The following is a 22,600-nucleotide window of genomic DNA, read 5'->3' as shown; positions in this document are numbered from 1 at the left end:
ACCGTCTACCAGGATGTGCAAGAGCCTTGCACATCCTGGATGACGGATAGGGCGGCCCCCGGGCCGGACGGGAGAAGCATGGCAGCCGAATCCGGCGCGGGCACGCAGGCCGTCGAGCGCGCCCTGTCGCTGCTCACGTGCTTCACCGACGAGCACAGCGAGCTGCGCGTCAGCGAACTGTGCGCGCACACGGGCCTCGGGCAGTCCACCGTCTCCCGGATGATGTCGACGCTCGACCGCCTCGGCTTCGTCGTCCCCGACGCCCGCACCGGCCTCTACCGCCTCGGCCCGGCGGCCGTCACCCTCGGCTCGGTGGCGCTCAACAGCTCCCCCCTCTTCCGCGCCGCCCGCCCCGTCGCCCAGAGCCTCGCCCACGCGACCGGCCTCGGCGTCAACCTCGCCGAATTCCGCGACGACCGGCTGTTCTACCTCTGCAACTTCGAGGGCCCGCGCTCCGCCAAGTCCTTCACCATGGCCGGCCGCGCCGCCCCGCTGCACGCCACCGGCATGGGCAAGGCCGTCCTCGCCGCCCAGCCCGCCGAATACCTCTACGCCTACTTCTCCGCGGGCCTCGGCCACGCCTACACCCCGCACACCCTCAGCACCCCCGCCGCCATGGAACCGGCCCTCGCCGAGATCCGCAGCCGCGGCTACGCCACCGAGGTCGAGGAACTCGCCTTCGGCCGCGCGTGCGTCGCCGCCCCCCTCCGCGCCCGCGGCGGCACGGTGGTCGCCGCCCTCTCCCTGAGCGGCCCCCTCTCCGACCTCGACCTCCCCACCCGCGAGCAGGAGCTGGCCCTCACGGTGATCGAGGCCGCCGACGAACTCTCCGCCTCCCTCGGCTACACCGTCCCGGTGATGGCCCAGCCACGGAGATGACCGACCCCGGCGCCGTCAGGGCACGAGGCCGCCGAGGTCGATGTCGACCGTGAACGGGACCGCGAGCTTCAGCCGCTCGCGGTGGATACCGGTGGCCACGTAGGCGCCGGTCATGACGTCGAGTTCGTAGGTGTGGACGACCGGCAGCCCGCCCTCGTCCTCGATGCGCCAGAAGTGCGGAATCCTGGCCTGCGCGTACTTGAAGGGCTTGAGCGACCTGTCCCGGTCCGCCGACTCCTCCGACACGACCTCGACGACCAGAGCCACGTCCTGCGGCGCGTACCAGGTCCGGTCGGGATCGTACGGCGCGGCGGCCACCAGGATGTCCGGCTCGGGACGGCTCTTCCTGTCGAGCCGGACGGTCATCTCCCGCTCGGCCTCGAACCCGGCGGGAGCCCCCTGGCGCAGGGCGAAGGTCAGGTTCTCCACGAGCCGGGAGCGCCAGGAGCGCTGCGGCGACATCATGAAGATCAGTGCTCCGTCGATGAGTTCGGTGTGCCGCGGCGCCTGCGGGAGGTGGTCGAGGTCGTCCGCCTCCCAGCCGCTGGGCCTGGGCGGGATCATCCAGTCGGGCAGGTCGGCGGTCACGGCTTCCTCCGGGCACCTCACCGGTGCGGTCAGGGGCCTCGAACCCGGGTCACGGACGCGGGGTGCGGGTCATGCCAGCGTAGTTGATGCCGCCCCCGGATCCGGCTCGTCGTCGTAGAGCCTCGCGCGCAGGTCGGGGCGGAGGAAGGCGGCGGGGGAGGCGATGGACAGGCCGCCGTCGACGGGGAGGACGGTGCCGGTGACGAAGGGGGCCGAGGCGAGGAAGAGGACGGCTCCGGCGACGTCGGCGGGGGTGCCGACGCGGCCGAGGGGGTAGCCCTCGGTGACCTGCGGGAGGTCGGCGTTGCCGATCATGCCGGGGGCGACGGCGTTGGCCCGGATGCCGCGCGGGCCGTAGTCGAGGGCGAGCTGCCGGATCAGGCCCTCCACGCCGGACTTGGCCGCGGAGTAGCCGGGCAGCCACGGGGCCGCGAGGGTGGCGTTGACGGAGCTGACGGCCACGATGCTGCCGCCGCGGGGCAGCACCGGGAGGGCGGCGCGGGCCGGGAAGAAGGCGGTGTGCAGGGTGTTGGTGATCGCGCGGTGCCAGTCGTCGGGGGTCGCCCGGTGGGCCGGGGCGGGGGCCATGACGGCGGCCGCGAGGACCAGGACGTCGATGCCGCCGAGCCGCTCCACCGTACGGGCGACGGCCTCGTCCGCGCCCCCCGCCGTACTCGCGTCGAGCGCGAGGTCGGCGGTCAGGGCGGGGTGGGCGGCGCCGCCCGCGGAGACGCCCATGACGCGGTCGCCCGCGTCGGCGAAGGCCTCGGTGATCGCGTGGCCGATCGGCGAGGTGCTGCCGATGAGCAGGACGGCGCGGCTCATGCCGGGACCTTCGCGCCGAGCGGCAGCTCGGTGAGGATCTCGTCCAGCGCCTTCGCCGTCAGCGGGTCCAGCTCCTGCGCGGGCAGCCGTACGGCGCCGGACGCGATGACACCGCGCCTGCGCAGCACCTCCTTGTGCACCGCCCACGCCTGCCCCGGCCGCATGCCGATCTGGACGAGCGGCAGCAGCCGCCCGAACGCCTCCCTGGCCTGCGCCCGGCGCCCCGCCGCGAGGTCGTCCAGCACGCCCCGCAGCAGGTCGGCGAACTCGCACGCGGGCATCGTGCCGACCGCCCCGTTGTCGTACTCCTCGACGACGGCCACCGCGTTCTGCCCGCCGAGCACCGCGAAGGAGGCGGGGACGGCGGCGGTCACCGCCGCGACCTTCAGCGGGGTCGGCGGCGCCTCCACCTTGACGGACGTGATGCCGGGGGCCTGCGCCGCGAGCGTCGCGACCGCCGCCGGGTCGATGGCGACGCCGGTCGCGCCGGGCGCGTCCTGGATCATGACGGTCGCCTCGCTGCACGCCGCGACCTCGGCGTAGAAGTCGATCGTCTGCTGCCGGTTCGGCTTGGCCAGGAACGGCGGCAGCACCATGAGCTGGTCGGCGCCGCCCGCTGCCGCCTGCCGGGCCTGCTCGACGGCCAGCACGGTGCTGGTGCCGTTGACACCCGCGACGACGGGGAGGTCCGCGCCCGCGACGTCCCGCACCGCGCGCAGGATCGCGGCGCGCTCGTCGGCCGTCAGCGCGAAGCCCTCGCTGGCCATGCCGAAGACGGCGACGCCGTCCACGCCGCAGCCGAGCTGGAATTCCACCAGGGAGCGCAGCGACGGGACGTCGAGGCGGCCGTCGTCAGTGAAGGGCGTGGCGAGGATGGGGATCAGGCCGGTGGGTGCGGTGTTGCGGGACATCAGCTCTCCTTGGCGAGGGCGGCGAGGGCTTCTACGGTGTCGCGGTCGATCTCGATGCCCAGGCCCGGACCCTCGGGCAGCGTGAAGCCGTCCGGCCCGGCGGCCAGCGGCGTACGCAGGACGCGCTGGGCGACGGGCACGGTCGTGGGCTGGAACTCGAAGAAGGGGCTGTCCCGGACCGCCGCCGACACGTGCAGGCCCGCCGCCATCGCCACGCCGAGCCCCACCGAGTGGTGGCAGGCCACCGGCACGTGGTGGGCGTCGGCGAGCGCCGCGATCGTCATGGCCTCGGTGACGCCGGTACGGGCGACGTCCGGCTGCGCCAGGCCCAGGGCGCGGCGGGCCAGCCAGTCACGGAACTCGTAGCGGTTGCGCATGGCCTCGCCCGCCGCGACCGGCGTGGTGATGCGCGAGGCCAGGTCGCGGTGCCCCTCGGTGTCCTCGGGGGCGAGCGGCGCCTCGAAGAACAGCGCCCGGCGGCGGTCGAGTTCGCGCCCCAGCTCCAGCGCCTCGGCCAGCCCGTACGCCCAGTGCGCGTCCAGCGCGATCCGCACGCCGGGCGCGGCCGCGGCCACCGCGTCGTACGTCGCGAGGTCCGCCGCCACGCCCTTACCGGCCGCGAGCTTGACCATCGTCGCGCCCTTGGCGGCCCACTCGGCGGCGAGCCGCGCGCGGCCCTCGTCGGTCGGCTCGGGCAGGCCGGAGACGTACACCGGGATGTGCGTGCGGTACGCGCCGCCGAGCAGTTGGGCGACGGGCAGGCCCGCGATCCGCCCGGCCAGGTCCCACAGCGCGGTGTCGAGGGCGGCGAGTGCGTCGGCCTGATGCCCCACCAGGTGGCCGCGTTCGCGCATGAGGTCGCGCATGCCGTCCCACAGTGGGCGTACGGCACGCGGGTCGCGGCCCAGCAGCCAGGGGCCGAGCATGCGGTCGACGATGGCCGCGACCACCTCGGGCCCGACCGGCGCCAGGGCCTCGCCCCAGCCCTCCGCACCGTCGTCGGTGACGACGCGGACGAGCAGGGTCTCCATGCGGGCGGAGTAGAGGCTGCGCCAGGGGGGACGGACGAAGTAGCCGTCCTCGGGGCGGGGGGCGGTGCCGTCGTCGAGCTTGCCGAGGTAGGCCGACTCGGCCGACTGCTTGATGACGTAGGTCGTCACCTGGGTGATCCGCACGCGCGCGCTCTCTTCTCGGTTGGTCGGGCTGCTCGGGTTGGTCGGACTGGTCGGGCTTCTCGGGCCGGTCGGCTGTCTCGGGCGGGGAGTTCGGGTCCGGGGCTCCAGGCTCGGACTCCAGGCCGCAGGATCAGTCATTCGCATCATGGAATGCCATTTGCGCATTCTGCAAGCACCATCCACACTAGCGGATGCCCCTCGCGCGGCTCCCCGGACCCTCCGGCCCGGCGCCCCCGCCCCTCACCACGGAGGATTTCCGTGAACGTGCTGGAAGAACTGACCCGGCGCAGGCTGCTCGCCATCGTCCGCGCCGACGGCCCCGAGCACGCGCTCGCCTGCGTCCGCACGCTGATCGGCGCCGGGGTCACCGCACTTGAGGTCTCGCTGACGACGCCGGGCGCGCTCGTGGCGGTCGCGCGGGCCCGCGCGGAGTTCCCCGCCCCGGTGCTGGTGGGAGCCGGGACCGTGCGTACGGCCGCGGACGCGGAAGCCGCCGCCGAGGCGGGCGCGGACTTCGTCGTCACCCCGGCGCTCACCCCCGGCGCCCGGCGCAGCGTCGCACTCGGGGTGCCGCTGCTGTGCGGGGCGCTCACCCCCACGGAGGTCGCCGGCGCGCTCGACCTCGGCGCGACCGCGGTCAAGGTCTTCCCCGCCGACGTCCACGGCCCCGGCTACCTGCGGGCCCTGCGCGCCCCCCTGCCGGACGCGCCGCTCGTCGCGGTGGGCGGCATCGGCGCAGGGAGCGCGGCGGCGTACCTGGCGGCGGGCGCGCTCGCGGTGGGCGTCGGCTCGCCGCTGCTGGGCGACGCGGGTACGGGGGGTTCGCTCGGCGCGCTGGCCGCGCGGGCGGCGGAGTTGCTGGCGGCGGTGGCCCCGCCGGGGCGCGAGCACGAGCGCGTGCCCGCACCCGCACCCGTGCCCGTACCCGTACCCGCACCCGTTTCCGTACCGGCACTTGGCGACCGCCACGCGCCGGTGTCGCACGACCGGCCCACCCCGTAACGTCCCCTCCCCACCGCCTTCGGCAGGAGCAGCCCCCATGACCGACGTCCTCACGATCGGCGAGACGATGGCCGCGCTCCGCACCCCCGGCCCGCTGCGGCTCGGCGGTGCGGCGCAGCTGTCGGTCGCGGGATCGGAGAGCAACGTGGCGATCGGCCTGGCGCGCCTCGGCCACGACGTCGCGTGGGCCGGGGTGGTGGGCGCCGACGAGCCCGGCGCCCTCGTCCGCAGAACGCTGCGCGCGGAGAGCGTGGGCACGCGCTTCGTCCGCACCGACCCGGACCGCTTCACCGGCTTCATCGCGTTCGACAGCCCCGCCCACGACATCACCCGGGTCAGCTACCACCGCGCCGGGTCGGCCGGTTCGGCCCTCACCCCGGCCGAGTGCGAGGCCGCGCTCGCCGCCGCCTCCCCCGCGCTGCTGCACCTCACCGGGATCACCCCCGCCCTGTCCCGTACCGCCCGCGCGGCCACCCTCGCCGCGGCGCGGGCCGCCCACGCGGCGGGCGTCCGCGTGACCTTCGACGTCAACCACCGCGCCCGCCTGTGGTCCCGTGCGGAGGCCGCCCCGGTGCTGCGCGAGCTGCTCCCGTTCGTCCACACCGTCTTCGCGTCCGAGGACGAACTCCCCCTCCTCACCCCGGCGGAGGACCCGGTGCCCGACCTCCTCGCCCGCGGTGTCGCCGAGGTCGTGGTGACGGCGGGCGCGGACGGCGCCCACGCCCACACCCCCGAGGGCAGCCACTTCCGCCCCGCCCACCCCGTCACGGTGGTGGACAGCATCGGCGCGGGCGACGCCTTCGTCTCCGGCTACCTCTCCGCCGCCCTCGACGCCTTCCCCCCGAAGGACCGTCTCGCCCGCGCCACGACCTCCGGCGCCTTCTGCGTCGGCGGCCGCGGCGACTGGGAATCCCTCCCCTCCCGGGAGGACCTGGCCCTGCTGGACCGGGGGGCGGGGCACGCGGTGCGGTAGTCCGGGCCTCGGTGTCAGAGGGCCACGATGCCCTCGCCGCCGACCGCGTCGGGCACGGTCACCGAACCCAGCGGGGCGAGGCTGCCGTCCCGCCCGACCCGGAAAGCGTCGACCCCGCCGCTGGCGCCCGTCTGGACGTAGAGGAAGCGCTCGTCGGGCGTGACGGCCGAGTCGGTGGTGCCCGCGCCGGTCGCGGTGGTGCCGAGCGGTGCGAGGCCGGCCAGGCCGGTGCGGCGGAAACCGGAGAGGGTGCCGCTGCCCGCGTTGGAGGCGTAGAAACGGTCGCCCGCGCGGACGATCCAGCAGGTGGCCATCTGGCCGGTCCGCGCACCGCCGAGCGGGACGGCGTGTCCGTCGTGGCGGATCGCGAAGGTCAGTACGGAGTTGCTGCCGGCGTCCGTGACGACCAGCAACCCCCGCTCGTCGAAGGTGAAGCCGAACGGCACCGCCCCGTCCGTCCCGGTGACGGCGGGCCCGCCGACGAGGGCCCCCGAGCCGCGTACCCGGAAGACCTCGATGCTGCTCCCGCCCGCCTTCGTCGTGACGACCAGCCGGGAGCCGTCCGGGGTGAACGCCACCTGCCCGGGGGTGTGCGTGAACTCCGGCGCGGCCGCGGTGTCGAGCCCGAGTTCCCGGTGCCCGCCCACGACGGGCTCCAGCGTCCCGCCGCCGGTGATCCGGTAGCCCTGGACGGAACCGCCGTCACGGGCGTTGAGCACGTAGACCGTGTCCCGGCGGACGGTGACACTGACGGGGAAGTCCCCGCCGGACGGCACGACCTGCTCCCGCTCCAGCCACTCACCGTGCACCGAGAAGACGGTGACGGTGTCGCTTCCGGCGTTCACCGCGAACAGCAGCCGGTGGACACGGTCGTAGGCGAGCGACCCCTGCGAGGCGAGGTGATCGACGACCGAGCCGCCGAGCACGCCGCCCCTGCCGCCGGTGGCGAAGATGCCCCGCCGGTGGAGCGAACCGTCCGGGGCCCGCCGGTAGGCGACCACCGCGTTGGCGTCGGGGGCGTCGGTCTGCACGAAGACGGCGCCGCCGGCACCCCCCGGCCACGGGGCGGGCGTCACCGCGGCGGCAGTGACGGCGGACGGGAGCAGGGCCGCCGCGGCGAGGGCCAGAGCGGCTGCCGCGGTACGGACGGGTGGGCGCAGCTTCATCGTTCTCCTCCGGGCTACGGGCGCCGGGCCCCGCCCGCCACCACCGGCGGCCCCGTCCCGCCACCAGGATCGGTCGCCCCCGCCCCGGCCCCCGCGCCCGACGGGCCCCCTGTCGCCCGTTGGCAGGAGCCCTACTGCCCCGATGGCCCCGTCCGCACGGGCGGATCCGTGTCGCGGGGCGGCCCCGTCAGCCCCGTGTCGCGGAGGATCCGGTCGACCGTCGCGCTCAGCGCGCTGTCGGCGCCGACGACGGTCTCGACACCGGACGGCAGCAGGTCGCGCTCGACGTACCACTCGCGCAGGTGGGCCTCGGTGACATGGGCCAGGTACTCCCGGTCGGGCTTGGACGCGTGCCGGACGAGGGTCTCCTCGAAGGGCACGTCCAGGTAGTAGCAGCGGGTGACCCCGCGATGGTCGTCGACGAGCCGCTGCACCATCACCCCGTAGTGGGGGCCGTACAAGATCCCCTCCACGACCACGTCGAACCCGGCGTCCAGCGCGTGCCGCGCCACGAGCCCGATGAGCCCGACGTTCGCGCCCCCGGCGCGGTCGCGCTCGCGCAGCACGACCCGCCGCAGGTTGTCCTGCCCGACCACGGCAAGCCCGCGCCCCCGCCGCGCCCGTATCCCCGCGGCCACGGAGGACTTCCCCGAGGCGGAATTCCCCCGTACGACGATCAGCCGCGTCGCCGCGCTCCCGGTCTCCACGCCCGGCACGCTACGGTCGCAGGCGCCGTTTCGCCATGCGATTCATCCGTCCCGACTGCCGTCTGTCAACCGTCTGTCAACGGCCGGTCGACGGGTCGGACAGGGTGCTACGGTCACGCCCATGGCGCTTTCCGTGTCCCCGGCCGCCGTGGTCGACCTGCGGCGGGAACCGGCCGACGACGTTCTCGACCATGTCGAGCGTGCTCTCCAGGTCCGCCTGGACCGGGAAACCGTGGTGCGCAAGCGCCGCACCATCGGCGCTCGGACGGACCGCGCCACGTGGGTGCGCATCGAGCGTCGCCCCGTCAGCCGGATCCGCGAGCAGGGATGGAACGGCGCCGAGAGCGCCGCGCTCCTCGAAGGCGTCGTCCAGCCGGCATGGCGCGCGGCGGTGTCGTGGCGCGGCGAGGGCGACGCCGCGATGTGGCGGGCGGACGAGAGCGATCTCCTGCCCTCCGCCCCGGTGAAGCCGGGCGGCGTCCTCACCGAGGAGCCGGTGCTGACGGACGAGTGGTGGGCGGGGCTGAACGGCACGCTGGACGCCCTGGCTGCCCACCGCACAACCAGGATCGCCACGCCGGACACGGTGACGATCACCGAAGCTCACATCGCCGAGCTCGTCCAGACCGCCTTTCCCGGTTCGCCGAACACGACGGTCGAGCGCTGGGCTCCCGCGCACGCGGACCTGAACTGGCACAACGTCACGGCCCCGCGATTCTGCCTGTTCGACTGGGAGGACTGGGGCATGGCGCCGCGGGGCTTGGACTCAGCGGCCTTGTGGGCACAGTCCCTCGGCGTCCCGACTCTCGCGGACCGGGTGCGACAGGAGCGTGCCGCCGATCTGAGCAGCCGGGACGGCAAGGTGATGATGCTGTTCGCGTGCGCCAAGATCGCCGGACCGTACGCACACCCGCAGGACCCGCGCCTTGCGCCCGCTCGGGCGGCCGTGGAGCGTCTTGTGGACGAGCTTCAGGCGGACTGACGGCTGTTGCGGCCGCGCAGCCGCGGATCCCCTTCCTGATGGCATGGAAGTGCCCCTCTCTCGGTGGAGTCGCTCAGGGACACCGTCACGGAAGCCGACGGTTCACTCGGGCCGAGGGAGAACGTCCCATACGGCGCCGGCGCAACCCCAAGGAGCATGCCGCTTGCTGTCCGTCGTGAGCAACAACTTCACGGGGGCGGTCTCTGCGGCCGGGGACCCCGGTGGCGGGGACGGCGCATCGCGGGTTCGAGTCCCGTCACTCGTCGATCCCCCGGCCTCACTGCCCTGCGCGGGAGCGGTCAGCGCAGGCCGCCCGAGGCGAGGATGACGTCGCCGGTGATCCAGCGGGCGTCGTCGGAGGTCAGGAAGGTGACGAGGGGGGCGTAGTCGGCGGGGAGGCCGGTGCGGCCGAGGGGGGTGGCGGCGATGGAGGCGGTTTCCTGGGCGGAGCCGGGGAAGCCGAGGGCGCGGGCGCCCTCGGTGTCGGTCGGGCCGGGGGCTATCGCGTTGACGCGGATGCCGCGCGGGCCCAGTTCCTTGGCGGTGGTGACGGTGAAGGCGTTCACGGCGGCCTTGGAGGCGATGTAGAGGGCGCCGTAGGGCGGCAGGGTGAGGGTTCCGGCGGTCGAGATGTTGACGACGGAGGCGCCGTCGAGGTCGTCCTGCGCGGCCAGGGCCTGGGTGGTGAGGACGGTGCCCAGCAGGTTGGTGTCGAGTTCGCGGCGGAACTGCTCCTCGGTGACGTCCGCGAGGGGGCCGAACGTCGCCACGCCCGCGTTGTTGACCAGGATGCCGACGGGCCGCCCGTAGGCCTCGCGCGCCCGCGCGAACAGCCGCCGTACGTCGGGCCCCGAGGCGACGTCCGCCTGGACGGCGAGGGCCTGGCCGCCCCCGGCGGTGATGTCGGCGGCGACGCGCTCGGCGCCTTCCGCGTCCTCCCGGTAGTTGACGACGACCGACGCGCCGCTCCCGGCCAGCGCCCGCGCCATCGCGGCGCCCAGGCCCTTCGACGCGCCCGTGACGATCGCCGTACGTCCGTTGTTGCTGCTCACCGTGGCTCCTCCGACGGGAAGTGCGGGGGCGTTCCCCGCACCACTCACCGTAGGAAACCCACTCACCCGAGGGAAGTACGTACCTTTTTGTAAGCTGCTCCCATGACCGAAACGTCTGCCGCCACGCTCCAGGACGACGCCACCGCGACGGCCGCCCGGCTGCTCGCCCATGACACCTTCGACGCCAAGTGCCTGCTCCGGCCGGTCATGGACCAGACCACCAGCCGCTGGGCGACGCTCATCATCTCGGCGCTCATCACCGGGCCGCACCGCTTCGCGCAGCTGCACACCCGGGTCGGCGGCATCAGCCAGAAGATGCTCGCCCAGAACCTCAAGGCGCTGGTCCGCACCGGGCTGGTGCACCGCGAGGTCGCCCCGACCACGCCGCCCCAGGTGACGTACAGCCTCACCGCGCTGGGGACGAGCCTGGCCGGGCCGCTCACCGAGCTGATCGGCTGGTACGGGCGGCACGGCGACGAACTCCTCGCCGCCCAGGCGGACTACGACCGGGGGCAGCGGGGCGCCTGAACCGCCGCCGTCAGGACGCGCTGTCCTTGCAGGCGGTGCTCAGGTCGTCCATGTCCGAGGCCATCTCGTTCTTGGCGGCGTCGAAGCTGCCGTTGCCCGAGTCGCGCAGGCTGGCGCCCATCGTCGTGGCGTCGGCGGCGAGGGCGCTGATGGCGGTCTCCACGTCCGGGTCGTCCGCGTCGGAGGCGGCGCTGTCCAGGTGGGTCGCCAGGTCGTCGTAGGTGGCCACGGCCGAGTCGACGTTGTCGTCGGTGACGGGGTTGGGGATCAGGTCGAGGTGGGCCTGGAGCGTGTCGATCGCCGTGTGGCAGGCGGGGTCCGGGGTCGGGTCGGGCTCCTCGGTGTCGGTGTCCTCCACGACCGGGTCGTCCGTGGCCGGGTCGTCCGTGGTGGGGTCCGAGCCGCCCGACACGTCGCCGCCCAGCGGGTCGTAGGTGGTGGAGGAGGACGTCGAGGGCGTGTCGTCGCCCGACGCGTGGTCCTTCTTGGCGGCGTCGACGAGCTTGGGCCCGAAGACGAGCGCGAGGACCACCAGGAGGGCCAGGCCCACCCAGATCCCGCTGCGGTCGGCGGCCTTCTGCCGGGACGGCCCGGGACCGGACGACGACCCGGGACCGGACGACGACCCGGCGCCCCCGCCGGAGGTCCCCGAAGCCCCGCTCCCGCCCGCCATCACCTTCGTCCGGGCCGTCCCGCCCGCTGCCTTCGGCGGGGCGTCGAGGAGTGCGAGCGCCTGCTCGGCGGTGGGCCGCGCGTCGGGGTCCTTCTCCAGCAGCGCGGTGATGAGGGGTTCCAGCGCGCCCGCGCGCCGGGGCGGTTCCGGCTGCTCGATCAGGACGGCGGTGAGCGTTGCGGTCTGGCTGTCCCGGCGGAAGGGGGAGACGCCCTCGACGGCCTGGTAGAGCGTGGCGCCCAGCGAGAACAGGTCGCTGACGGGGCGGTCGTCGATGCCGTTGGCGCGTTCGGGGGCGACGTATTCGAGGGAGCCGACGAAGCCGCCGGTGGTGGTGAGCGAGGTGTCACTGGCGTGGATCGCGATGCCGAAGTCGGTGAGGAGGTAGTCGCCGTTCTCGGCCACCATCACGTTGGCGGGCTTCACGTCCCGGTGGATGACCTCCTCGCGGTGTGCGGCCAGCAGGGCCGCAAGCAGGTTGCGGGCGGCGCGGGTGGCCTCGGCCTCGGAGAGCGGGCCGTGCTCCGCCAGGTGTTCCAGCAGCGAGTGCCCGCTGACCAGGCGCATGATCATCCAGGGCTTGTCGTCGTCGAAGACGACGTCGTGCACGGCGACGATGTTGGGGTGGTCGCGCAGCCTGGCGGCGTTGCGCGGCTCGCGCTCGGCGCGGGCGAGGCGGTCGGCGTGCTCCTTGGGCGAGGTCGCCGGGGGCAGGTACAGCTCCTTGACGGCGACGTCGAGGCCGAGGTGCAGGTCGCGCGCCCGCCACACGATCCCGAACCCGCCCCGGGCGAGCGCCTCGTCGAGCCGGAAGCGGCCCCCGACCACCGTGCCGGGCTGCGTCTCCTGTGCCATGACCCGCCCCACCCCACCCGTCCCGTACGACGCCTGACGCTGCGTCATCACCGTACTGAACGGCGTCGGTGGCCGCCCGGCCCGCGGGGCGGGCTGTGACGGGACTGTTTCCGCACCGGAACACCCGTCACGTACCGGCGGGGGCGGTCACGGGCGGACGATCGCGTCCTGCTCCACCAGCGGGGCGCCCGCGTGCCAGTCCAGCGGCTTGCCGAAGCGGACCAGTTCGCCGTAGTGCGCCGGGTCGACGCCCTCGGCGAGGACGAGGGCGAGGACGGCCTCGGCGGCGGCCGCCGGGGTCTGGGCGTGGCTGTAGTCGGTGAACCACGGGCGCGAGGTCGCGGTGTCGACCATGCCGGGGCACACCGAGGCGACCAGCGTGCCGGTGGCGAGGTCGCGTTCGCGCCGCTCGGCGGCGACCGCCCGGACGGCGGCGACCTGGGCGACCTTCGAGGGGACGTTCAGCCAGACGGGCCAGCCGGCCTCGCGCGCGGTGCCGTCGTGGATCGCGGTGCGCCAGGACTCCACGGCGTATTCGACCTGCTCCAGGGTCGCGCCGTCGAAGAGGTGGTGCAGCCGCGGGTCGAGGTGGCCGAGGGTGCCCAGGCTGCTGGCGACCACGAGCAGCCGGCCGCCGGGGCGCAGGACGGCGCCGAAGGAGCGCAGGACCGCGTGCGTGGCGGTGTTGGAGACGTCGATGACCTCGTCCGCGCGCTCGGCCTGCGAGTCCTCGGGCAGCATGCGGGTGACCGCGTTGGAGAGGACGACGTCCACGCCGCCGTGCTCGGCCCGCAGTTCCTCGGCGAGGCGGGCGATGGCGTCGGCGTCGCTGACGTCCAGGACCCGGCCCTCGACGCGGGCACGGCTGGCGGGCAGCGCGCCGACCTCGCGGGCCGCGGTCTCGACACGGGTGCGGTCGCGGCCGGTGAGGAAGACGAGGTCGCCGGGTGCCCATCCGGCCGCGAGCCCTTCGGCGAGGGCGCGGCCGAGTCCCTGGTTGGCGCCCGTGACGAGGGCGACGCGCGAGGTGCTGGGTGACGTGCTGTCTGAGGTGCCGTGCGAGGTGCCGTGTGAGGTGTTCTCAGGAGTGCTCATGCCTCCACGCTAGGAACCCTGTCGCCATGCGTCCAACGAGACTTCGGCACGGCTAGTATGCGTGATCGTCATGGACTTCAGGGATGTCTCACTCACCGCGCTGCGCGTCCTGCGGGCCGTCGCCGAGCAGGGCACCTTCACCGCGGCCGCGGCCTCGCTCGGCTACACCCAGTCGGCGGTCTCCCGGCAGATCGCCGCGATCGAACGGGCCGCGGGCACCGAGCTGCTGGAGCGGCGGCGCGACGGCGTACGGCTCACCGCCGCCGGGCGGGTCGTGCTGCGCCGCGCCACGACCGTCCTGGACGAGATCGACGCGGCGGCCCGCGAGCTGTCCGGGCTGGACGAACGGGCCGGGACCGTACGGCTGGGCTGGTACCCGAGCGCGGGCGCCGTGCTCGTGCCGCGCGCGCTCGCCGCGCTGCGCCGCACCGATCCCGGGCTGCGCGTCGTCGGCCGGGAGGGCGCCAGCACCCCCGCGCTGGTCCGCGCGCTGCGGGCGGGCAGCCTCGACCTCGCGGTGCTCGCCTCGGCCCCGCCCTTCCGGCCGCCGGACGCGGAATCGCCGCCGCTGGTGCTGCGCACGCTCGCCGAGCGGGCGCTGTGCCTGGCCGTGCCCGCCGTGCACCCGCTGGCCCGTGGCGACTTCGTCGACGTCGCCGATCTGCGCGGGCAGCGCTGGATCGCCGGGTCGTCCGCGGGCGAGGACCACCTGATGGGCGTGTGGCCCGGCCTGGACGAGCGGCCCGACATCGCCCATGTGGCGCGCGACTGGCTCGCCAAGCTGCACCTCGTCGCCGCGGGCTGCGGCCTGACCACGGCGCCGGCCGCGTTCGCCGCCGCCGCGCCCCCCGGTGTGCGGATCCTGCCCGTCCGCGGCGGCCCGCAGGAGCAGCGCCGGGTGCTGCTGGCCCGCCTGCCGCACCCGCCGCCGAGCGCCGCGGTCGCCCGGGTGGGCGCCGCGCTGCGGGCCGCGGCCGTCGAGGACGCGGACCGCCCGCCGCCGGGCACCGCGGGCTGACGGCGGGGCGGCCCCGCCCCGTACACCGCCCGTACACCGCCCCGGGCGGTCACACTGGCCCCATGGCCGACATCAGACGCAGCGCCGGGCTGCTCCTCTTCCGCCGCGCCCCCGCCGGGGTGGAAGTGCTGCTCGGGCACATGGGCGGACCGTTCTGGGCGCGCAGGGACGCCGGGGCGTGGAGCGTGCCGAAGGGCGAGTACGACGGGGGCGAGCAGCCCTGGGACGCCGCCCGGCGCGAGTTCCGGGAGGAGTTGGGGCTGCCCGCCCCGGAGGGGGAGCCGCTGCCGCTGGGCGAGGTGGTGCAGTCGGGCGGCAAGCACGTGACGGTGTGGGCGGTGGAGGGCGACCTCGACCCGGCGGACGTGGTGCCCGGCACCTTCACGATGGAGTGGCCGCGCGGCTCGGGCCGTACCGCGGAATTCCCCGAGCTGGACCGGGTCGCGTGGTTCGCGCTGGACGCGGCCCGGGAGCTGGTCGTCACGGCCCAGGCGGCCTTCCTGGACCGGCTGGCGGAGCGGATCTGAGGGGCGTTCAGGCCGCGAGCGCGGTGCGGAGGTAGCCGGTGATCTCGGCGCGGGCGGTGTACGCCTGGGGGAAGGTGGCGGGGAGCGTCAGGAAGGCGTGGAGTGCGCCGGGGTGTTCGTTGAGGCGGGCGGGGGTGCCGGCGGCGCGCAGGCGGGTGGCGTAGGCGCGGCCGTGGTCGGCGAGCGGGTCGTCGGTGGGGATGACCAGGAGCGCCGGGGGGAGGCCGCCGAGGTCGGCGGTGTGGAGCGGGGAGAGGGTGCGCGGGTCCGCGCCCCGCGGGGTGGCGAGGCGGCGGACGAGGCGCAGCAGGTCGGTGGTCAGGGTCGGGGTGCGGGCGTGCTCGGTGGCCGAGGGGTGGTCGAGCATCGTCGCGCTGACGTCCAGGGCGGGGTTGACCAGCACCTGGGCGGCGAGCGGCAGTCCGGCGTCGCGGGCGCGCAGCGCCACCAGGGCGCTGACGAGGCCGCCGTAGCTCTCGCCGAAGACGGCGGTGCGGGCGGGATCGACGCCCCACCAGGACGCGTCGCCGAGGATGTGCCGCAGGACGTCCCAGGCGTCGTCGACGGCGTGCGCGAGCGGGGTGTCGGACGCGAGCAGGCGGTGTTCGACGGAGACGACGAGCGCGGGCAGCCGGGCCGCCAGGTGGCTGCCGGTCCAGTCGCACTGGACGGCGGTGCCGACGAACCCGCCGCCGTGGACGTGCAGGATCAGCGGCAGCGGGCCGGGCGCCGGGGCGGCCGGGCGGTGGACGCGTACGGGCAGGCTGCGGCCGGGCAGCGCGACGTCCTGCCAGCCGGTCAGCGCGCCGGGGTCCGGCTCGCCGGTCATCGCGCGTGCGGCGGGCGCGGCGCGGAAGCGGTTCTCGGCGGCGGCGTAGTCGCGCAGTTCGGCGTCGGTGACCGTGGTCCAGTCCGGCTCGGCCGGGCGTGACAGGGCGGTGCCGGTGGTGGTCTCGCTCATGGTCGGGTCCCTCTCCCTCGTCCGGAGCGCCGGGCGGCACGCGGGATCGCGGACTCGCAGTCTCACGGCCTCGCCGCAGCCTGGCGCAACAGCAGTGCCCTCATTATGCACGCACCGCGTGCAACGCAAAGTGCAATGGCGGGTGCAACGGCGGACGCACGCTCGCGCGCATGCGTTACGCTGGCCGTCATGACGACAGGCAGACGGCGCTGGTCCACCGACGAGATCCTGGACGCGGCCGCCGAGCTGCTGCGCAGCGGCGACGCCGAGTCGTTCAGCGTCCGCAAGCTCGCCGCGACGCTCGGCACCGACTCCTCCAGCCTCTACCGGCACTTCCGCAGCAAGACCGAGCTGCTGCGGGCGGTCGCCGACCGGGTCCTGCTCGCCGCGATGGACGGCTACCGGCCCGAGGGCGACTGGCGCGCGCGGATCACCGCCGTGGCGCTGCGGCTGCGGGCGGCGTTCGGCGGCCAGGTGCAGCTCGCGGCGGTCTGGGGGCGCTACGCCTCCAGCGGCGAGGGCGCCCGGCTGGTGATGGAGGAGGTGCTGTCCGCGCTGGACGAGGCGGGCCTGCCCGAGGCCGCGGTGCCGGGGCACTACCACCGGCTGGTGGTGCTGGTGGCCGCGCTCGTCTCGTCCGAGGCGGGGATCGGCGGCCTCACCCAGGTCGAGTACGACCAGGGCGTGGAGCTGTTCCGGGTCGCCGTGCTGGGCGCCGACCCGGCCCGCTTCCCGGCGCTGTCCCGGTACGCCCGCGACCTCAGCCCGCTGGGGGCGGACCGCGAGGCCGCGTTCGAGGACATCCTCGCCGCGCATCTGGCGAGCGTCGCCGCCGACCTCCCCTGACAGCGAAGGCCCGAGGCCACCCGGTACGGAACCAGGTGGCCTCGGGTCGTGCGCGAACCGCCTCGCGGTCAGGTCACGCGGTCGCGGGCATCAGCTGCGCCATGTTGAACCCGGCGACGTCCTTGCTCGATCCGATGCCGTCGCCCCACTGCATGTAGCCCTTGCGGACGCCGTTGTCCTTGTCGTTGACGTCCAGCACGAAGGAGAAGACGGTGTTCGCGGCCGGGGTGACGGACGCGAGGTCGCTCCACGGGACGGCGATCCGGTAGAGGGTGGTGTGCGCGGTGTCGTCCCGCGTGATGTGGACGCTCGCGTCCGTGACCTGGCCGCTGCCCTCGGTCGGGGCGATCCAGCGGTAGAGCTGCTCGCCCGCCGACGTGAGCGCGGCGCCGTACTCGTAGTGGCCGTTGACGGACGCGGTGCTCGGGGCGGACGCGCCGCCCGGGGCGCCGGAGGTGGCCGCGAACTGGAGGCTGTCGCCCTGCCAGATGTCGGGGCCGGTGGCGGGCTGGGAGAGGACGTCGTCGGTGAGGTTCGCCGTGAGGTAGAGGTTGGCGTCGTCCCAGTTCAGGTACACCTTGCCGGACAGGTCGGAGGCGCCCCCGTACGGCTGCGAGCCGTCCAGGCTGGACCACGCGGCGGTCTTGCCGAGGTCCACGGCGGGACCGTCCTGCACGTCGGCGAGGGTCCAGTCCTTGCCGAGGCTCTTGCGGACGACCGGCAGGAAGGAGACGTGGCCGGAGAAGTTCTCCGAGGACAGGTCGCCGGAGATCGCCGCGGTCACCGTGAAGGGGTAGGTGGTGCCGAGGTCGATGCCCGTGACGGGCACCTCCACGGTCGCCGACTCCCCGGGCGCGATCGTGGCGCTGACCGCCTGCGTGCCGGTCGTGCCGCCGAGCTTCCAGTGGACGCCGGTCACGGCGGTCGCGGTGTCGGACGGGTTGTGCAGGACGACCTGGAGCTTCCCGGCCGCCGGGTCCGTCCCCGTCACGACCGGGGTGACCTGCTCGGGTGTGGCGCCCGAGGTCACCGTCAGCGGGCTGACGGCGGCCTGGCTGTACGCGCCCGCGCCGCCGCGGAAGGAGGCGCTGGCGGCCAGTTCCGCCTTGGTGCCGGGGCTCGCGGACGCCGGGACGGTCACGCTCCAGGTGGCGGTGACCTTCTGGCCCGGGGCGACCTGCCGCACCGTGACGGGCGAGGTGGCCTTCGCCGTCCAGCCGTCGGGCGCGGTCAGGGCCAGCGTGAGGTCGCGTACGGCCTTGCCGCTGGTGTTGGTGTAGGAGGCGGTGGCGGTCACGGCGGTGTCGGGCTTGACGATGTCCGCCGCCTGGAGGGTGAACGGGTTCTGGACCACGATCGGGGCGGTGCCCGTCACGCCGTCCACCGTCACCTCGACGGAGGCGGCGCCGGGCGCGTGCATGGTGACGACGCCGTCCCGGCTGACGGTGGCGACCTGCGGGTCGGTGGTGCGGTAGGTGACGTGCGCGCGGCCGAGGTCGGCGAACGACTGGTCGTTGTTCGCGGCCTCGACGATGTGGTCCGCGGCGGCGTGCCGCTGCTCCAGCGCGGGGTCGGTGTCGGGGGCGATCCACGGGTTGGTCCTGGTGAGGTCCAGGGTGTCGCCGGCGGAGAAGACGACCTGGCCGGGCTGGACGGTGACCGACCGCACCCGCGGGGTGACGGCGCCGCGCACCGTGACGGTGCCCGAGCCCGCGACGGTCGCGGAGTCGGGGCCGACGCGGAAGGCCCAGGTGCCGTTGTCCACGACCTGCTTGAGCGAGTCCTGGTCCCAGCGGCTGAGGTCGGCGACCTTGACCGAGAGGCTCACGTGCTCGGTCTTCCCGGGCGCGAGGACCTTGGTCTTCTTGAAGCCCGCGAGCTGCTGCTTCGGCAACTCCGTGCCGGCGACGGCGAACTGGCGGGCGGCGTACAGCTGCGCGACCGTGGCGCCCGCGGCCGTACCGGTGTTGGTGACGTCGAAGGTGACCTTCACCGTGCCGTCGGCGGTGGCGGCGGAGGGGCCGACCTTGACATGGGAGTAGCGGAAGTCGGCGTAGGACAGGCCGTATCCGAAGGGGTAGGTCGGCTTGCCGGTGAAGTACATGTAGGTGCGGCCGAGTCCGCCGGTCTCGGACGGGGTGAGGCCGTAGCTGTCCATCGACGGGAGCTGGTCGTCGCCGGAGAACCAGGTGAAGTCCAGGTGGCCGGACGGGTTCTGCTGCCCGAGGAGGACCTGCGCGAGCGCGGTGCCCTGGCTCTCGCCGTTGTAGCCGGAGAAGAGGACCGCCGGGAAGTCCTTCCGCGCGGCGCTGATGTCGTACGGGCCGTCGGCCTGCATCACCACCGCGGTGCGGGGGTTGCCGAGCGCCGCGGTCTGGTCGATCAGGCTGTTCTGGTTGCCGGGCAGGGCGAGCGCGGCGCGGTCGGTGCCCTCGTCGGCGACGCCCATGTCGGAGCCGACCATGACGACGACCAGGTCCGCCGTTTTCGCCGCTGCCTGGGTGGCGGCCGAGCACGCGGCGGGCGTGGTGGCGCCGGTGGAGACGCCGCACGCGTCGTAGGTCACCGTGGCACCGGGGTTGGCGGCCTTGACCGCGTCCGTGATGCCCTGCGCGGGGCTGACGGTGTGCGAGGGGCGGCCCGAGTAGCCGCCCAGCGTGGTGGTGCCGGCGAGGCCGCCGAGGATCACGACGCTGTTCAGCTTCTTCGCGTCCACCGGCAGCAGGGCCTTCGAGGTGCCCTTGACCTTGTCGTTCTGCAGCAGCACCAGGTCCTGCGCGGCGACCTTCGCGGCGAGCGCGTGGTGCGCGGGCGACTCGATCTGGTCCTTGGTGATCTTCGTGTACGCGACCTTGTTCGCCGGGTCGAACTCGCCGGTCTGCATGCGGACGGTGAAGAGCTGGGTCAGCGCGCCGTCGATGACGCCGGTCGAGAGCAGGCCCAGGTCGAGGGACGCGTCGATGTTGGCGGTGGTCAGCTCGCCGCCCGCGCAGTTGAGCTGGGTGCCCGCGCGCAGCGCGAACGCCTGGCCGCCCGCGGCCGCCGGTATCTCCTTGCCGGTCGCGGTCTCGGTCCACGTGGTGCCGTTGGTCGTCCAGCCCGGGGGCGCCCAGTTGTGCGCGCCCGACGAGTAGACGTCGCCGATCGCGCCGCAGTCGGAGGTGGTGTAGCCGCCGAACCCGTAGGTGGCCTGGAGGAGTTCGTTGACGGTGTACGTGCTCGCGGGCGCGGGCGTGCCGTTGATCGCGTTGTACGCCGTCATGACGCCCGAGACATGCGCCTTCTGGACCAGGCTCGCGAACTGCTTGGTGTAGTAGTCGCGGATGTTGGCGTCGGTGGTGTTCGCGCTCTGGGTGTGCCGGTTGTTCTCGTCGTTGTTGAGCGCGTAGTGCTTGGCGGTGGCGGCGACCTTCAGGTACGGGGTCATCTGCTTGCCGTCGATCGTCTGGCCCTGGTAGCCGTTGACGAACGCGCCCGCCATGGTGGAGGCGAGGTAGGTGTCCTCGCCGAAGGACTCGTTGGTGCGTCCCCAGCGCGGGTCGCGGTCCATGTTGACCGTGGGCGCCCAGAAGGTCAGGTCGCCGTAGTCGTCGATGTCCGGGCCGATGTTGTTCTGGCCCTTGCCGAACAGGGACTTGTCGAGGGTGCCGCGCACCTCGTCGGAGATCGCCGTCGTCTCCTGGTAGGTCAGCTCCGGGTCCCAGGACATGGTGGCCGCGAAGTTCACCGGGAAGCTGGTCGCCGTGACGTCCAGCTCGCCCTGGCTGCCGGCCTCGGTGTCGGCGCCGAGCCGGTTGATGCCGTGCTGGCCCTCGCTCCAGTACGTGTACTGCTGGACCCCCAGCCGCGGGATGGCGGGCGCGTTGTTGGTCTGGAGCTGCTTGACCTTCTCCGGCAGCGTCATCCGCGAGACCAGGTCGGCCGCGCGCTGGGCGAAGGTGTAGTGGGTGTCCAGATAGACCGGGGTCGTCGCGGCCGCCCGCGCCGCCCCCTGGGGGCTCGCCTGCGCCACGGCCGGCAGGCCCGCCACGACGGTCGCCGCGAGCGCGGCGGCCACCGTACGGCCGGCCCGTCCTCTGAGTTTTCGGGAGCGCACTGTTGTCTCCTTCACGTCACGCGCCCCACCGGGCGCAGGTCACGCCCAGACACATTCGGCTTGCAATGAGCAGAAGTCAAGGCTTCGTTCAGGGTGCGCGAAGATCCCATGAACTGTCAGATAAGTGCCCTGACAAGGGGATTAGCTCTCCTCGCGGCGCCACCGTGACGCCCCGGTCCGCCGCCGCGGGCGCAGTCTTTTGCCTAATACCGGCGAAAGTCGCCGCCGCGGTCACACGCTGATCGCGAGCTTTCCCCGCACGCCGCCCGCCGCCAGCAGGGCGTGCGCCTCGGAGAGCCTTTCCAGTGGGAAGGCCTGCTGCACATGCACCGCCAGCCGCCCCGCGTCCACCAGCGCCGCCAGCTCCTCCAGCCCCGCCGCGTCCGGCTCCACCCCGACGGCCGCGAACCGCACCCCGGCCTCCGCCGCCAGCCGCGGCAGCGTCGTGCTGAGCCGCTCCACCGCGCTGACCAGGATCCCGCCCGGCCGCAGCACCCCGAACGAGCGCTCGGCGTTGCCCCCGCCCAGCGTCTCCAGCACCACGTCCACCGGCTCGTCCCGCAGCACCCGCGCGTAGTCCTCGGAGCGGTAGTCGATCAGCCGGTCGGCGCCCAGACCGCGCAGGAAGGCGTGCTTGCCCGCACTCGCGGTGCCGACGACCTGCGCGCCGAGGTGCTTGGCGATCTGCACGGCGACATGCCCGAGCCCGCCGCCCGCACCGTGCACCAGCACCCGCTGCCCGGCCCCGACCCGCGCGATCTCGGTCAGCGCGTGCCACGCCGTGAGTCCCACCAGGGGCAGCGCCGCGGCCTCCTCGTGGCTGATCCGCGCGGGCTTGCGGGCGAGCTGGCGCGCGGGCGCCACGACGTACTCGGCGTTGGCACCCGCGGCGGCCGGGAAGTACGGCATCCCGAAGACCTCGTCGCCGACGGCGAAGCGGTGCACCCCCGGATCGGCCTCCTCGACGACCCCGGAGACGTCCCAGCCGAGCACGAACGGCGGCTCGCCGAGCAGCGGGAAGGCCCCGGAGCGGACGAACAGCTCCACCGGGTTGACGCTCGTCGCCCTGACCCTGACCAGCACCTGCGTGGGTCCGGGCACGGGCCGCGGGGCGTTCTCGGTGAGCTCCAGCACCTCGGGGCCGCCGAAGGACTTCTGGGTGATCGCACGCATCGTCATGCACTCCTGCCGGGAGGTCTCGTGGACGTCCCTGCGGGGGCTCCCCGGGGACGCCACCCATCCTCGGGAGAGCCGGTACCCGTTGAACAGAAGGCACTTGAAAGGTATATAGGTACCTCATGGGTACTACCGACGGCCTGCGCTTCCACGGCGGCGCGGACGCCTACCTCGCCGCCTGCCCCTCCCGGCAGATCCTCGACGTCCTCGCCAACAAGTGGACGATGCTGGTCATGGGCGCCCTGTCCGGCGGCCCGCTGCGCTTCGGCGAGCTGCGCCGCAGACTGGACGGCATCACACAGAAGATGCTCACCCAGACCCTGCGCACCCTGGAGCGCGACGGCCTGGTCACCCGCACCGTCTTCCCGACGATCCCGCCGCGCGTCGACTACGCGGCGACCCCGCTCGGCGAGAGCGTCACCGCGCTGCTGCACGCGATCCGCGCCTGGTCCGAGGACAACATCGACGCCGTCCTGGACGCGCGCGACACGTACGACGCCCGCGCCGCCGAGGAGGTCCGGCCGCTCCCGGCCTGACCGGGCGCGTGGACGTGCTCACGCGGAAG

Annotated in this window: 21 protein-coding genes; 9 read left to right on the top strand and 12 right to left on the bottom strand. The window is 74.2% G+C overall.

The features are described 5' to 3' along the window. The first annotated feature begins 78 nt into the window (after positions 1-78). Positions 79-879 carry an IclR family transcriptional regulator gene (locus ACWERV_RS15130; protein ID WP_452932960.1) on the top strand — a complete coding sequence of 267 codons (801 nt, stop codon included), beginning with the start codon at positions 79-81 and terminating at the stop codon, positions 877-879. Positions 880-894: 15 nt separating this feature from the next. On the opposite strand, the gene ACWERV_RS15125 is transcribed toward ACWERV_RS15130, so the two are convergent. From ACWERV_RS15125 to ACWERV_RS15110, 4 genes are all read right to left on the bottom strand, one after another. Next, positions 895-1,443, bottom strand: coding sequence for a Uma2 family endonuclease (locus tag ACWERV_RS15125; RefSeq protein WP_452932986.1), 549 nt, complete (start codon positions 1,441-1,443; stop codon positions 895-897). 93 nt (positions 1,444-1,536) lie between these two features. After that, the gene (locus ACWERV_RS15120) at positions 1,537-2,292 is read right to left on the bottom strand and encodes an SDR family NAD(P)-dependent oxidoreductase (protein ID WP_452932959.1); all 756 of its coding nucleotides are present in this window, start codon (positions 2,290-2,292) and stop codon (positions 1,537-1,539) included. Further along, positions 2,289-3,203 carry a dihydrodipicolinate synthase family protein gene (locus ACWERV_RS15115; protein ID WP_452932957.1) on the bottom strand — a complete coding sequence of 305 codons (915 nt, stop codon included), beginning with the start codon at positions 3,201-3,203 and terminating at the stop codon, positions 2,289-2,291. The genes ACWERV_RS15120 and ACWERV_RS15115 overlap by 4 nt, the downstream gene beginning before the upstream one ends. Beyond that, complete coding sequence (locus ACWERV_RS15110) at positions 3,203-4,378, bottom strand: mandelate racemase/muconate lactonizing enzyme family protein (RefSeq protein WP_452932955.1); 1,176 nt, start codon at positions 4,376-4,378, stop codon at positions 3,203-3,205. The genes ACWERV_RS15115 and ACWERV_RS15110 overlap by 1 nt, the downstream gene beginning before the upstream one ends. A 258-nt stretch (positions 4,379-4,636) precedes the next feature. Between ACWERV_RS15110 and ACWERV_RS15105 the strand changes: the two genes are divergently transcribed. Both ACWERV_RS15105 and ACWERV_RS15100 read left to right on the top strand, forming a co-directional pair. Then, a complete protein-coding gene (locus ACWERV_RS15105) occupies positions 4,637-5,380 on the top strand; it encodes a bifunctional 4-hydroxy-2-oxoglutarate aldolase/2-dehydro-3-deoxy-phosphogluconate aldolase (RefSeq protein WP_452932953.1) in 744 nt (247 codons plus the stop codon). A gap of 37 nt (positions 5,381-5,417) precedes the next feature. Next, complete coding sequence (locus ACWERV_RS15100) at positions 5,418-6,353, top strand: sugar kinase (protein ID WP_452932952.1); 936 nt, start codon at positions 5,418-5,420, stop codon at positions 6,351-6,353. A 14-nt stretch (positions 6,354-6,367) separates the two neighbouring features. Here ACWERV_RS15100 and ACWERV_RS15095 read toward each other — a convergent pair whose 3' ends face one another. Both ACWERV_RS15095 and ACWERV_RS15090 read right to left on the bottom strand, forming a co-directional pair. Beyond that, positions 6,368-7,519: a lactonase family protein gene (locus tag ACWERV_RS15095; RefSeq protein ID WP_452932950.1), complete on the bottom strand. Its 1,152-nt coding sequence runs from the start codon at positions 7,517-7,519 to the stop codon at positions 6,368-6,370. A gap of 131 nt (positions 7,520-7,650) precedes the next feature. Then, positions 7,651-8,235, bottom strand: a complete 585-nt coding sequence (locus ACWERV_RS15090) for an AAA family ATPase (RefSeq protein WP_452932949.1) — start codon at positions 8,233-8,235, stop codon at positions 7,651-7,653. Between the two features lie 112 nt (positions 8,236-8,347). Between ACWERV_RS15090 and ACWERV_RS15085 the strand changes: the two genes are divergently transcribed. Further along, positions 8,348-9,208, top strand: coding sequence for a hypothetical protein (locus tag ACWERV_RS15085; protein WP_452932947.1), 861 nt, complete (start codon positions 8,348-8,350; stop codon positions 9,206-9,208). Between the two features lie 299 nt (positions 9,209-9,507). Here ACWERV_RS15085 and ACWERV_RS15080 read toward each other — a convergent pair whose 3' ends face one another. Then, positions 9,508-10,260, bottom strand: coding sequence for an SDR family NAD(P)-dependent oxidoreductase (locus ACWERV_RS15080; RefSeq protein WP_452932945.1), 753 nt, complete (start codon positions 10,258-10,260; stop codon positions 9,508-9,510). 102 nt (positions 10,261-10,362) lie between these two features. On the opposite strand from ACWERV_RS15080, the gene ACWERV_RS15075 reads away from it, so the two are divergent. Beyond that, positions 10,363-10,788 carry a winged helix-turn-helix transcriptional regulator gene (locus tag ACWERV_RS15075; protein WP_452932943.1) on the top strand — a complete coding sequence of 142 codons (426 nt, stop codon included), beginning with the start codon at positions 10,363-10,365 and terminating at the stop codon, positions 10,786-10,788. A 10-nt stretch (positions 10,789-10,798) separates the two neighbouring features. Here ACWERV_RS15075 and ACWERV_RS15070 read toward each other — a convergent pair whose 3' ends face one another. Both ACWERV_RS15070 and ACWERV_RS15065 read right to left on the bottom strand, forming a co-directional pair. Continuing rightward, on the bottom strand, positions 10,799-12,316 hold the full coding sequence (locus ACWERV_RS15070; protein ID WP_452932941.1) for a protein kinase domain-containing protein: 1,518 nt from the start codon (positions 12,314-12,316) through the stop codon (positions 10,799-10,801). Between the two features lie 147 nt (positions 12,317-12,463). After that, the gene (locus tag ACWERV_RS15065) at positions 12,464-13,411 is read right to left on the bottom strand and encodes an SDR family NAD(P)-dependent oxidoreductase (protein ID WP_452932939.1); all 948 of its coding nucleotides are present in this window, start codon (positions 13,409-13,411) and stop codon (positions 12,464-12,466) included. 70 nt (positions 13,412-13,481) lie between these two features. Between ACWERV_RS15065 and ACWERV_RS15060 the strand changes: the two genes are divergently transcribed. Together ACWERV_RS15060 and ACWERV_RS15055 are read left to right on the top strand one after the other, a co-directional pair. Then, the gene (locus ACWERV_RS15060; RefSeq protein WP_452932937.1) at positions 13,482-14,429 is read left to right on the top strand and encodes a LysR family transcriptional regulator; all 948 of its coding nucleotides are present in this window, start codon (positions 13,482-13,484) and stop codon (positions 14,427-14,429) included. Positions 14,430-14,491: 62 nt separating this feature from the next. Continuing rightward, entirely contained in the window at positions 14,492-14,956 is a 465-nt protein-coding gene (locus tag ACWERV_RS15055) for an NUDIX domain-containing protein (RefSeq protein ID WP_452932935.1), read from the top strand. Between the two features lie 7 nt (positions 14,957-14,963). Here ACWERV_RS15055 and ACWERV_RS15050 read toward each other — a convergent pair whose 3' ends face one another. Continuing rightward, positions 14,964-15,917, bottom strand: coding sequence for an alpha/beta hydrolase (locus tag ACWERV_RS15050; RefSeq protein WP_452932933.1), 954 nt, complete (start codon positions 15,915-15,917; stop codon positions 14,964-14,966). Positions 15,918-16,106: 189 nt separating this feature from the next. On the opposite strand from ACWERV_RS15050, the gene ACWERV_RS15045 reads away from it, so the two are divergent. Next, complete coding sequence (locus ACWERV_RS15045) at positions 16,107-16,763, top strand: TetR/AcrR family transcriptional regulator (RefSeq protein WP_452932931.1); 657 nt, start codon at positions 16,107-16,109, stop codon at positions 16,761-16,763. 73 nt (positions 16,764-16,836) lie between these two features. Here ACWERV_RS15045 and ACWERV_RS15040 read toward each other — a convergent pair whose 3' ends face one another. Together ACWERV_RS15040 and ACWERV_RS15035 are read right to left on the bottom strand one after the other, a co-directional pair. Beyond that, a complete protein-coding gene (locus tag ACWERV_RS15040) occupies positions 16,837-20,859 on the bottom strand; it encodes a glycoside hydrolase family 3 C-terminal domain-containing protein (RefSeq protein WP_452932929.1) in 4,023 nt (1,340 codons plus the stop codon). Between the two features lie 231 nt (positions 20,860-21,090). Continuing rightward, a complete protein-coding gene (locus ACWERV_RS15035; protein WP_452932984.1) occupies positions 21,091-22,032 on the bottom strand; it encodes an NADP-dependent oxidoreductase in 942 nt (313 codons plus the stop codon). A 125-nt stretch (positions 22,033-22,157) separates the two neighbouring features. On the opposite strand from ACWERV_RS15035, the gene ACWERV_RS15030 reads away from it, so the two are divergent. Beyond that, a complete protein-coding gene (locus tag ACWERV_RS15030; protein ID WP_398174141.1) occupies positions 22,158-22,571 on the top strand; it encodes a winged helix-turn-helix transcriptional regulator in 414 nt (137 codons plus the stop codon). Positions 22,572-22,600: the final 29 nt, after the last annotated feature.

This window comes from Streptomyces sp. NPDC004031 (genome assembly GCF_053604375.1).
Note: the sequence above shows the minus strand (reverse complement) of the source record. Positions and strands in the feature narration are given on the sequence as shown.

Coding starts and splice junctions, on each gene's coding strand:
- ACWERV_RS15130 (WP_452932960.1), top strand. CDS start 79: ATGGCAGCCGAATCCGGCGCGGGCACGCAGGCCGTCGAGCGCGCCCTG.
- ACWERV_RS15125 (WP_452932986.1), bottom strand. CDS start 1,443: ATGATCCCGCCCAGGCCCAGCGGCTGGGAGGCGGACGACCTCGACCAC.
- ACWERV_RS15120 (WP_452932959.1), bottom strand. CDS start 2,292: ATGAGCCGCGCCGTCCTGCTCATCGGCAGCACCTCGCCGATCGGCCAC.
- ACWERV_RS15115 (WP_452932957.1), bottom strand. CDS start 3,203: ATGTCCCGCAACACCGCACCCACCGGCCTGATCCCCATCCTCGCCACG.
- ACWERV_RS15100 (WP_452932952.1), top strand. CDS start 5,418: ATGACCGACGTCCTCACGATCGGCGAGACGATGGCCGCGCTCCGCACC.
- ACWERV_RS15095 (WP_452932950.1), bottom strand. CDS start 7,519: ATGAAGCTGCGCCCACCCGTCCGTACCGCGGCAGCCGCTCTGGCCCTC.
- ACWERV_RS15085 (WP_452932947.1), top strand. CDS start 8,348: ATGGCGCTTTCCGTGTCCCCGGCCGCCGTGGTCGACCTGCGGCGGGAA.
- ACWERV_RS15075 (WP_452932943.1), top strand. CDS start 10,363: ATGACCGAAACGTCTGCCGCCACGCTCCAGGACGACGCCACCGCGACG.
- ACWERV_RS15070 (WP_452932941.1), bottom strand. CDS start 12,316: ATGGCACAGGAGACGCAGCCCGGCACGGTGGTCGGGGGCCGCTTCCGG.
- ACWERV_RS15065 (WP_452932939.1), bottom strand. CDS start 13,411: ATGAGCACTCCTGAGAACACCTCACACGGCACCTCGCACGGCACCTCA.
- ACWERV_RS15060 (WP_452932937.1), top strand. CDS start 13,482: ATGGACTTCAGGGATGTCTCACTCACCGCGCTGCGCGTCCTGCGGGCC.
- ACWERV_RS15055 (WP_452932935.1), top strand. CDS start 14,492: ATGGCCGACATCAGACGCAGCGCCGGGCTGCTCCTCTTCCGCCGCGCC.
- ACWERV_RS15050 (WP_452932933.1), bottom strand. CDS start 15,917: ATGAGCGAGACCACCACCGGCACCGCCCTGTCACGCCCGGCCGAGCCG.
- ACWERV_RS15045 (WP_452932931.1), top strand. CDS start 16,107: ATGACGACAGGCAGACGGCGCTGGTCCACCGACGAGATCCTGGACGCG.
- ACWERV_RS15035 (WP_452932984.1), bottom strand. CDS start 22,032: ATGCGTGCGATCACCCAGAAGTCCTTCGGCGGCCCCGAGGTGCTGGAG.
- ACWERV_RS15030 (WP_398174141.1), top strand. CDS start 22,158: ATGGGTACTACCGACGGCCTGCGCTTCCACGGCGGCGCGGACGCCTAC.